The sequence below is a fragment of the Thermodesulfobacteriota bacterium genome (assembly GCA_040755095.1).
Lineage (GTDB): Bacteria > Desulfobacterota > Desulfobulbia > Desulfobulbales > JBFMBH01 > JBFMBH01.
Genome location: JBFMBH010000158.1, coordinates 1 through 9,725 on the forward strand (window position 1 = coordinate 1; position 9,725 = coordinate 9,725).

General features: G+C 66.5%; 7 protein-coding genes. 5 read left to right on the forward strand and 2 right to left on the reverse strand.

The genetic code is table 11. From position 1 onward, the window contains the following. The 4 genes from AB1634_17250 to csb2 form a co-directional block, all read left to right on the forward strand. The coding region (locus AB1634_17250; GenBank protein ID MEW6221262.1) for a Fic family protein at nucleotides 1–3,362 on the forward strand (3,362 nt) is incomplete at its 5' end. 40 nt (nucleotides 3,363–3,402) lie between these two features. Next, nucleotides 3,403–5,670 carry a type I-U CRISPR-associated protein Csx17 gene (csx17, locus tag AB1634_17255; GenBank protein ID MEW6221263.1) on the forward strand — a complete coding sequence of 756 codons (2,268 nt, stop codon included), beginning with the start codon at nucleotides 3,403–3,405 and terminating at the stop codon, nucleotides 5,668–5,670. Continuing rightward, nucleotides 5,667–6,752, forward strand: a complete 1,086-nt coding sequence (gene cas7u, locus AB1634_17260; GenBank protein MEW6221264.1) for a type I-U CRISPR-associated RAMP protein Csb1/Cas7u — start codon at nucleotides 5,667–5,669, stop codon at nucleotides 6,750–6,752. The genes csx17 and cas7u overlap by 4 nt, the downstream gene beginning before the upstream one ends. 2 nt (nucleotides 6,753–6,754) lie before the next feature. Then, a complete protein-coding gene (gene csb2, locus AB1634_17265; protein ID MEW6221265.1) occupies nucleotides 6,755–8,410 on the forward strand; it encodes a type I-U CRISPR-associated protein Csb2 in 1,656 nt (551 codons plus the stop codon). A gap of 337 nt (nucleotides 8,411–8,747) precedes the next feature. Here csb2 and AB1634_17270 read toward each other — a convergent pair whose 3' ends face one another. Together AB1634_17270 and AB1634_17275 are read right to left on the reverse strand one after the other, a co-directional pair. Then, nucleotides 8,748–9,002: a Txe/YoeB family addiction module toxin gene (locus tag AB1634_17270; protein MEW6221266.1), complete on the reverse strand. Its 255-nt coding sequence runs from the start codon at nucleotides 9,000–9,002 to the stop codon at nucleotides 8,748–8,750. Next, entirely contained in the window at nucleotides 8,999–9,250 is a 252-nt protein-coding gene (locus AB1634_17275) for a type II toxin-antitoxin system prevent-host-death family antitoxin (GenBank protein MEW6221267.1), read from the reverse strand. Before AB1634_17275 ends, AB1634_17270 begins: the two co-directional genes overlap by 4 nt. 98 nt (nucleotides 9,251–9,348) lie before the next feature. Between AB1634_17275 and AB1634_17280 the strand changes: the two genes are divergently transcribed. After that, a partial coding sequence (locus AB1634_17280; GenBank protein ID MEW6221268.1) for a Dna2/Cas4 domain-containing protein occupies nucleotides 9,349–9,725 on the forward strand: 377 nt, incomplete at its 3' end.

Below are 9,725 nucleotides of genomic sequence, written 5' to 3' on the forward strand. Positions count from 1 at the left end.
CTGGCCACGGCAAGCCCCATGACTGGCAACAGGAGCTGGCATACCAGGAGGAATGCGGCAACCGGCTCATCCGCATCCCTACCGGCTTCGGCAAGACCCAAGGCGTGCTCGCGGCGTGGCTGTGGACCCGGGTGCTGCGGCAGGATGACCGCTGGCCACGGCGTCTGGTCTGGTGCCTGCCCATGCGGGTGCTGGTGGAACAGACCGAGCACGAGGTGCGAATCGCCCTTGGCCGGCTTGGGCTTCTGGGAGACGAGGAGGATCACCGTGACAAGGTGGGCGTCCATCTGCTCATGGGCGGGGTCGATGCCACGGACTGGCATCTCCACCCGGAAGCATGTGCGGTCCTTATCGGCACCCAGGACATGCTTCTCTCCCGGGCCCTGAACCGGGGTTATGCCGCGGCCCGGGCCCGCTGGCCCATGGACTTCGGGCTGCTCAACCAGGACTGCCTGTGGGTGATGGACGAGGTGCAGCTCATGGATGTGGGGCTGGCCACCTCCGGCCAGCTGCAGGCCTTCCGGGACGAGGACACCGTTGCCAATCGTTGCCTTCGGCCCTGTCATACCTGGTGGATGAGCGCCACCCTGCAGCGGGACTGGCTGGGCAAGAGCCCGGAAACCCAAGGGATGGCCACGGAGCTGCCACAGACCATGATCCCGCTGGAGGGGCGCCATGGACCCCTCTGGGAGGGGATAACGAAACGGTGTGTCGTGGAACGGACCAATGGCCCTGTTGATCTGGCGTGTTTGGTGGCGAAAAAACATCTCGACGCCGGTCGGGGTATGCGGGGGCCCACGCTGGTGGTGGTCAACCGGGTGGAACTGGCCGTGCAATTGTATGAGGCCTTGAAGAAGAACAAAGATCTCAAGGACACCGACCCGCGGCTGGTGCACAGCCGCTTCCGGCCGGCAGAACGGGCCGGCTGGCGGCAGGATTTTCTGAATCGGGAGGCCTGTGGTGCGGGTACGGACCGGATCATCGTCGCCACCCAGGTGGTGGAGGCCGGGGTCGACATCTCGGCCGGCGTGCTGGTCACTGAGCTTGCGCCCTGGGCTAGCCTGGTCCAACGATTCGGCCGTGCGGCTCGCTGGGGTGGCGAGGCGCAGGTGATCGTGGCGGACCTGGGCCACAAGGACGATAAGGCGGCGGCGCCCTATGCCAAGGACGAGCTGGAGGCCGCCCGGGAGGCCCTGGGCATGGTAGCCGATGTGGCGTCCCTCCATCTGGAGGCCTTCGAGGAGGAGCATCCGGAACGGCTGCCCGACCTCTATCCCTACGATCCTCGCCATCTCATTGTGCGCCATGAGATCGAGGAGCTGTTCGACACCACGCCGGATCTGTCCGGTGCCGATATCGACGTCAGCCGCTTCATCCGGTCCGGAGAGGAACGGGACTTGGCGGTGTTCTGGGCCGAGGTGCCCAGGGAGGGGCCACCCGCCGACCTGCGGCCATCCCGGGATGCCCTTTGCGCGGTGCCGTTCCTTAAGGCCCGGGACTGGCTGTGTGGCAAGGAAACCACGCAAAAGAAGGCGCCGAATCTCGCAGGGAAGATGCGGGCCTGGGTCTGGGACTGGCTGGACGGCACTTGGCGCCGGGCAACCCGGCGCGACCTCTACCCTGGGCAAACCGTTCTCGTTGATGTCACCTGCGGCGGCTATCGCCGAGACCAGGGCTGGACGCCGGAAAGCAAGGATGCGGTCGAAATGGTGTCGCCTCCTTCTGTCGGCGCTGCCGAACAGGCGGATGCCGGCCAGGACGACGAATCCTTGAGCGCCTTTCCCTGGCGCACCATCGCCACCCACGGCCGGGAGACCGGGGCCTTGGCCCGCAGGATCGCGGAGGCGCTCACACCTCCCTGGGCCTCCCTCCTCGATCTTGCCGGCCGCTGGCATGACGCCGGCAAGGCCTTCCCGGCCTTCCAGGGCTCGATCAAGCCGGACAGCGGCCGGCCGGCGCGCCAGGACCTCGCCAAGGCGCCGGCCGCGGCCTGGCTTGCGAGCAGTCGGCTTTATCCGATGCCGGACGGCACCCGGCGCCCCGGCTTCCGGCATGAGCTGGCCAGTGCCCTGGCCCTGTTCGCGGTCCTTCAGCGCCATGCCCCGGACCATCCGGCCCTGCTCGGGCCCTGGCGCGGGATTCTCGAACAAGCCGGCATGCCGCCGCCGGCGTCAGCCCCTGCCGAGGCTTCTCCCACCGCCCTGGAGCAGGAGATCCTCGACCTCGCCCCCGCAGCCTTCGACCTCGTCGTCTACTTGGTGGCAAGCCATCATGGTAAGATACGCCTTGCCTGGCACGCCTGCCCGGCCGATCAGGCGGCCAACGATGAGCAGCCCCGCATCCGTGGCCTGCACGACGGCGAGGTACTGCCGGCGTTGCTCTTGTCCGACGCCGCTGGCCTCCCTTGGACTTTGCCCGCCTGCCGGCTGGATCTGGCACCGGCGGCGGCCGGCCTCAACCCCAGCACCGGCCGGGGCTGGACCGAGAGGGTGCTCGGGCTTCTTGCCGAGCACGGTCCGTTTGCCCTGGCCTGTCTCGAGGCGGTGCTGCGGGCCGCTGATCAACGCGCTTCAAGGGATGACCAGACCCCTGACCCGCTTCTGGAGGATGACCATGAGCGACCTGGACTGGAAGGAGGCGGTTCTGCGCTGGCGCAGCCTGCCGGCGGAGGAAAAGAGACGCCGCCGCTGGCAGCGGATCCCCAGGAACGTGGCGCAGAGCATGGCCTTCGAGGGGGAACCGGTGGATCTGGAGATGCTGGAAGCGGAGCACGCGCGCCTGCCGATGCCACCCGTCACATCGAAACCCGCCTCGGGATCCTGACTTGTTCGGAACTGGCCCCCCACCTCGCCCGGAATGCCCAGATCCTGGAGGAATGGATCGAGGCCGGCGAATTCGATGATGTCGCGCTGGACGACCACCTTGTTGCAGACCTCCATACGCTGCTCTGCGGTGATTTGACCCCGCAGCTCACCGGCTGGCGGCGTCACGACGTCCGCGTGGGCCAGCACCAGCCGCCCGAGTTCTTCCACGTGCCCGTGCTCATGCGGGAGTATGGCCGGGATCTCGAAGCCCGGTTGGCTGCCGCCGGCCCGGCCGTAAACGAACGGCTCCTCGAAACCCTCGCCTTTGCCGAGGGCCGCCTCCTCTCCATCCATCCCTTCGCTGACTTCAACGGTCGCACCACCCGAGTCTTCCTCCGGCTGTTGTTGCACCGTCTGGACCTCCCCACGCTTGACCTCTTGCCGTCGGCGGAGGCCACGGCCACGTATCTGTCTGCCTTGCGCGCCGCCGATGCCTGCAACTGGGAGCCCCTGATGGCGGTGTGGCGGGAACGGCTGGCCAAGGGAGGGGAGCCATGACCAGCCAGGCTGTTTTTCGGGTTCTGAAGGAGGTGTGTTGATGCCTATCCATGATCTGGACGGCTGCGCCCCGGTGCCGCTGGCCCACTACCTGAAGGCCCTGGGCATCCTGCGTCTGGTAGCCGAGCAGGCCGACCCGGCGGCCCGGGGGTGGTGGGAGGGGGAAAGGTTCCGGCTCATGAGCAGCCTGAGCCGTGAGGAGCTGGAGGCGTTTGTGCTGGAGCGCTACGAGCCTACGCCCCTCGTTTCGCCTTGGAACAAGGGCTCGGGATTCTACGCCAACGATCCTGTTCTCGCCCCGGTGGAGGGGTCGGCAGCCCCCCGACTCGGAAGACTACGGGCCGGGATCAGGGACAGTCGGGAGCCCATGGACCAGATAGCCAAGGCCGACCAGGCGGTACGTGCCATCAAGGCGGAGACCAAGGTCAGGGGGCTGACCGCGGGGCAGAAAAAGGTGCTCAAAGAGGCACCGGAGTACAAGAGGCGACTGGCCGCGGCTGAAAAGCATTTCAAGACCCTGAAGGCCGAGCTCATTCCCCGCCTCCGGCTTGCCTGGCGCGGTCCGCACCGGGAATGGATGGACGCCGCCATGGTGCTGGGAGATGACGGAACGCCGCAATTTCCTGCCCTGTTGGGTACAGGCGGCAATGACGGCCGTTTGGATTTCACCAACAACTTCTTTCAGCGTCTCGGCGAGATGTTCGATCTGGCAGCCGACGATGGCAAGCCGCGAGTAGCCGCCGGGCCGTGGCTCCGAGCAGCCCTGTGGGGGACGGCTGCGGCCGGATGTCAGGCGGATAAGGCGGTGGGGCAATATCTGCCCGGCATGGCCGGGGGAGCGAATAGCAGCAATGGGCCCGATGCGAAAAGCCTGCTCAATCCCATGGATTTTCTTCTGATGCTGGAAGGCACCCTGCTGTTCACTGCCCATGCCACGCGGCGATTGGGTGCCGCCGGGCAGTCCCGGGCCGCAGCCCCATTCGTGGTGGGGGCTCAGGGTGCCGGTTATGCCAGCGCTGCCGGGGCCGATGAAGCGGCCCGCGGGGAGCAGTGGATGCCCCTTTGGACCCAACCGGTGACCCTGGGTGAATTGCGGCGCCTGCTTGCCGAGGGCCGCGCCCAGACGGGGCGCAAACCCGTGAATGAACCCCTTGACATGGCCAGGGCTGTGGCCCGCCTCGGCATTGCCCGCGGCATTACAGCCTTCCAGCGCTATGGCTACATCGAACGTAACGGTCAGAGCAACCTCGCCGTCCCCCTGGGCCGCTTTCGTGTGCCGGACCGGGTCTCGCCGCGGCTGATCTGCCTGGATGATTTGGATGCCTGGTTGCCACGGCTGCGACGGCAGGCCCGGGCCAAGGAGGCACCAGCCCGGATGCAGCAAGTGGAGCGGCGGCTCGCCGACGCCCTGTTCGCCACCACCCAGCATCCGGATGAGCCGGCACGCTGGCAGGCGGTGCTCCTGGCCCTGGCGGCGGTCGAGGGTGTGATGGTCACCGGCAGCGGCTACGGGGCGGGGCCGGTCCCGGCTCTGCGTCCAGAGTGGGTGGTTGCCGCCGATGACGGCTCGCCGGAGCTTCGGCTGGCCATCGCCTGTGCCCTGCAAGCGGCTGCTTTTCGGTCGGAGTACGGTCCTGTCAAAGCGGTACGGAGCCACTGGCTGCCGGTGAAGCAGGGCCGTTTCGCTGTCAGCGGGACCGCTGGCCAGCTCCGGTTGCAGGTGGACTCAAAGGTGGTCATGCACGGCCGAGCCGGCCTGGATGATGCCATCGCCCTGGTGGAGCGCCGCCTGGTTGATGCCAGTCAGCGGGGTGAGCGGCGTTTACCCTTGGTGGCGGCCAAGAAAGCTGAGGCCAGTCCGGTGGATCTGGGTCTGCTCGTAGCCAACCGTCTCGATCTCGACCGTACCATGGCCTTGGCGCGGGCGCTGATGGCGGTTGACGGCAGGAGGTGGGCGGCAACGCCGAGCCCGCCCTCTTCATCGGCGAAGGACGGCCAACTCCCGGACGATGCCTGGCTGGCCCTGCGCCTGGCCATGCTGCCCTGGCCTCTGCCCGACGGCCGCCAGATCGGTGTCGATCCCGCCATCTTCCGGCGCTTGGCCGGCGGCGATGCCTCGACAGCCGTGGAGCTGGCGCTGCGTCGTCTGCGTGCCGCTGGGATCACCACCGCCCTTCGGTTTTCCTCGGTGCCAGCGGAGACCGCCCGCCTCTGGGCGGCGGCCCTGGCCTTTCCCATCCACCGCAGGACTGCAACCGCCTTCGTCCGCCGCCTCGATCCTTCCACCGAACAAGGAGACATCCCATGACCGTTGATCTCAGCCCGCTGGACTCCGTTCCTCGTCTGCTCTTCGAGATTCCCCTCAAGCCCTTGCAGGGGCAACGCTTTCAGCCGACCGGCTTCCCCGGTCTGGGGGCTGCCACGTTCCAGACCCCGGCCGGCCGCTGCCTTCTTGTGGAGAGCGCCCAGAGCATGGCCAACCGGCTGGAGCTCACCTGCTGGGACGAGGCAAGGCAGGACCTCAAGGCAGAGCTCGCCGGCCTTTCGCACGTCCGCGTTCTGCGCAATGGCCGGTTCCTGACCGACACGGTGCTGGAGGCGCACCGACTCAACAGCCCGTATCTCCTGGGAGGCTCCGACAAGACCTTCTTCGACACCTTGAAGTCCAAGCTGGGCGGTCTGGAAGAAGGCCCGGTCGATCGCCGCCAACTGGCCGTGGTGCTCCTGAGGTATGACATCGGCTCCCTCCTGCATGGGGTTTTCCTGGCCAAGAAGGAGCTGGCCGGCGGCCGGCTGCGGGTGGCCCGGGCATTGTCTGCCTTCATCGAGGCGGATGGCGTGGACACAGCCCCGTCAGGCGGGGTCAAGAACGATCACGTCAATCCGTCCGGGGACACCAAGGCCGGTTTCGGGAATGTGCCCTTTGCCCGCGATGAATTCACAGCCCAGCGAATCACCCTGTACGTCAACCTGGATCTGATCCAGATCCGCGGCTACGGACTCGATACGATGATTCGTGACGGGGCAGATGGCGAGAGGATTATCGAGACAGCGGTGGATCGGCCAGTGGAGCGGCTTCTTGTCCTACTCGCTTTGTACAAGCTGCGGGCACTGGTGGAGGGCAGTCTGCGGCTGCGTACTGCCTGCGACCTGGAGGTGACATCGAGCACCATCGTGGCGAAGGTTCCGGTCGGGTTCGTGCTGCCGTCGCTGCTGGCCCTGACCGATGAGCTGCGGAGCGCCATAGACGCCTGTGCCGCCAGGATGGAAAGCGTGACCGAGGTGACCTTCAACGACGTGCTCAAGAAGGCCAAGAAACAGGAAGGCGCCGACACGGAGGAGGACGCCGAGGCGGCAGACGACGAGGACAGCGACCACCCTGGAGCCTAGCCATGCCCACCCTCATCCTGCGTTTTCCTGGGCGTCGCTACCACGCCACACCCTGGGGGCACCATGTCAACGAGGGGTTGGTCGAATGGCCACCTTCGCCGTGGCGGCTCTTGCGGGCTCTCCTGGCAGTCGGGTACTCCTCGGGGCTCTGGGATGGCAGCGGCCTTCCACCCGAGGCCCGGTCGCTCATTGAACGGCTGGCTAGCGTGCTGCCGACCTTCCGGCTGCCACCCGCCAGCGGGGCCCACAGTCGGCATTACATGCCGCTGGCCCGTCTCAACGAGAAGGGTCAAGAGGAAAAGACCCTGGTCTTCGACACCTGGGCTCAGATTGACGAAGGCGAGCTGGCCATAACCTGGGACGTGGACCTGCCGCCGGCCGAGGCCGATCTTTTGGGGCAACTGGCCAGGCGGCTCGGCTATCTGGGCCGTTCGGAGAGCTGGGTGGTGGCACGCCTGAGCGAAGAGCCGGCGTCCGCGATGTCTGCCGGCAACAGCTTCCCTGCCGATGGGCGGGCCATGCCGGGTCCCGGCTGGGAACAGGTGTCCCTTCTGGCACCCCAGCCGTCCGACGACTACGCCGAGTGGCGCCGGACAGCGGCGGCCCACGCCCTGGAGGGGCTACCCACCCTGGATCCCGCCAAGAAGAAGCTGACCAAGGCTGACAGAAAGATTCTGGAGGATCGCGGCAAGCTGGAGGCCATGTACCCCGAAGACATCGTGGCTTGTCTCCAGATCACCACCAACTGGCTCCATGACCTGGGCTGGAGTCAGCCTCCCGGCAGCCGGCGGGTCCTCTACTGGCGGCCGGCAGATGCCGTCGAGGCCGGCGCGCCGCGACAGACGAGGCGCACGCAGACCGAGGAAGCGGTGGAGTGCATGCTTCTGGCCATGGCCACTGGCAGTCGCAACGACCATGCCTTGCCGCCGGTGATCCGCACCCTGCCCCAGGCGGAGCTGTTGCATCGGGCCCTGGTCAAGGTTGCCGATCAGGTAAATGGGCATCCCAGCTCTGTCCTTACGGGGCGGGATGCCCATCGGCAGCGTCTCACCGACGCACACCGCCATGCCCATATCCTGCCGCTCGATCTCGATGGTGATGGCCACCTGGAGCATTTCCTGATCTGGGCCCCCATGGGTCTCGATGGAGCGGCCCAGACCGCTATTCGGGCGGTGCGCCAGACCTTCACCAGGGGTGGCGTCGGTCCTTTGCGACTCGCGGTGGCCGGTCGCGGGGATCTGTCCTCCTTGGGGGCGCTTCCTGGAGCCTACGGTGACGGTCTGCGCCTGGCGTTGGGACCGCCTGGTGGGGCTCGGGAATGGTGGAGCGTCACCCCCTTCGTGCCGCCCCGGCACATGAAACGCCATGGGAAGCATACCCTGGAAGGCCAGATCGAAGCCGAGCTGGTCTCGCGAGGAAGACCGAAGCCCGCCCTCATCATGGTGCTGGACCCCCGCGAGGATCCGGCGTGGCTGAGGTTCCGCCATTTTTCGCGGGTCCGGCGCGGTGGCCCCGCGCCGCCCGTGGATTGGGGCTTCGCCGTCCGCCTGTGTTTTGACGTGCCCGTGACCGGTCCGATCTGCCTGGGTTACGCCAGCCATTTCGGTCTGGGGCGGTTCACAGCCGTTCGGGCAGCTATCGGCAGGGAGGGCTTTTAGCGACTCACCGTCTTCCTGAGGCTGAAGGGAAAAAGACTGCAAGAACAAAGGATTGACCACAGGGCAGGGACAAATTGTCCCCACCCTCTCACCATCACCGTGACTGGAGAGCAGATGACCATCGCCGAGGCCCTGGACCTGCGCAAGGCGGTGAGCAATGATCTGGCCACCCTCCAAAGCCGTAGAGTCAGAAGAGCACCACCAACCCCTTTTCTGGGGTGAGCAAGCACAGCCCCTGAGACCGAAAGCCTTCCTGGCTCCGCGTCTCCCGCTTTTCTAACCGTCCTGCCGAGAGTCCGCAGGAGGAAGGAAACATGGCGTAGGTGTATCACTCAAGTCAATAGTGGTAGCGCAACTGGACGATCACGAGCCCTTCGGCGGTGGGGCGGTAGACGAGGCGGTGCTCGTCGTTGATGCGGCGGGACCAGTACCCGGCCAGGCCGTGCCGGAGTGGCTCCGGCTTGCCGACGCCGGTGAAGGGATCGCGCATGGCCTCCTTGATGAGGACGTTGATCCGCCGGAGCATCCGGGGGTCGGTCTGCTGCCAGTACAGGTAATCCTCCCAGGCGTGGGTGGAGAAGATAAGCCTCATTCGGCAAGCACCTGCTCGGCACCACCGCCTTTGGCCACCTCGGCGATGGATTCCAGGAGCCGGCGGGCGTTTTCCGGGCTGCGCAGCAGGTAGGCGGTTTCCTCCAGAGAGTTGAAATCGGCAAGGGACAGCATCACCACCGGCTCTTCCTGCTGCCGGGAGATGATGACCGGTTCGTGGTCCTCGCAGACATGTTTCATGGTCTTGGCCAGATTGGCGCGTGCAGCCGTGTAGCTGATGGTATGCATAGGGACCTCCGAGGATTGTCTGTACAAGATACCGTACAGGTGCGCTGGTCCGGTGTCAAGCCGGGTAACCCGAAGGTGAAGAGACCGATGAGGCACATATGACCACCTCGCTGAGCACGCCACCGCTTTCTGCCGAGATTCCGGCCCCCCTGCCCGCCATTCCGGCCCGGATGCTGAACGAGTATGTCTATTGCCCGCGGCTCGGCTATCTCATGTGGGCTGAGGGAGAGTTCGCCGACAGCGCCGACACCGTGGAGGGCCGGGTCAGGCACCGCCGGGTGGATAAGAAATCCGGCACCCTGCCCGAGACACCGGAGGAGGGCGAGACCATCCACGCCCGGTCGGTGTGGCTCTCCTCCGACCGGCTGGGGATCACCGCCAAGATCGATCTCGTGGAGGGGGAGGGGAGTCAGGCCACCCCGGTGGACTACAAGCGGGGCAAGCGACCCCATGTGGCGGCCGGCGCCTACGACCC

What these genes read in the sequence shown, in the direction of transcription:
- csx17 (MEW6221263.1), top strand. Translation starts at nt 3,403, where the DNA reads ATGCCTATCCATGATCTGGACGGCTGCGCCCCGGTGCCGCTGGCCCAC.
- cas7u (MEW6221264.1), top strand. Translation starts at nt 5,667, where the DNA reads ATGACCGTTGATCTCAGCCCGCTGGACTCCGTTCCTCGTCTGCTCTTC.
- csb2 (MEW6221265.1), top strand. Translation starts at nt 6,755, where the DNA reads ATGCCCACCCTCATCCTGCGTTTTCCTGGGCGTCGCTACCACGCCACA.
- AB1634_17270 (MEW6221266.1), bottom strand. Translation starts at nt 9,002, where the DNA reads ATGAGGCTTATCTTCTCCACCCACGCCTGGGAGGATTACCTGTACTGG.
- AB1634_17275 (MEW6221267.1), bottom strand. Translation starts at nt 9,250, where the DNA reads ATGCATACCATCAGCTACACGGCTGCACGCGCCAATCTGGCCAAGACC.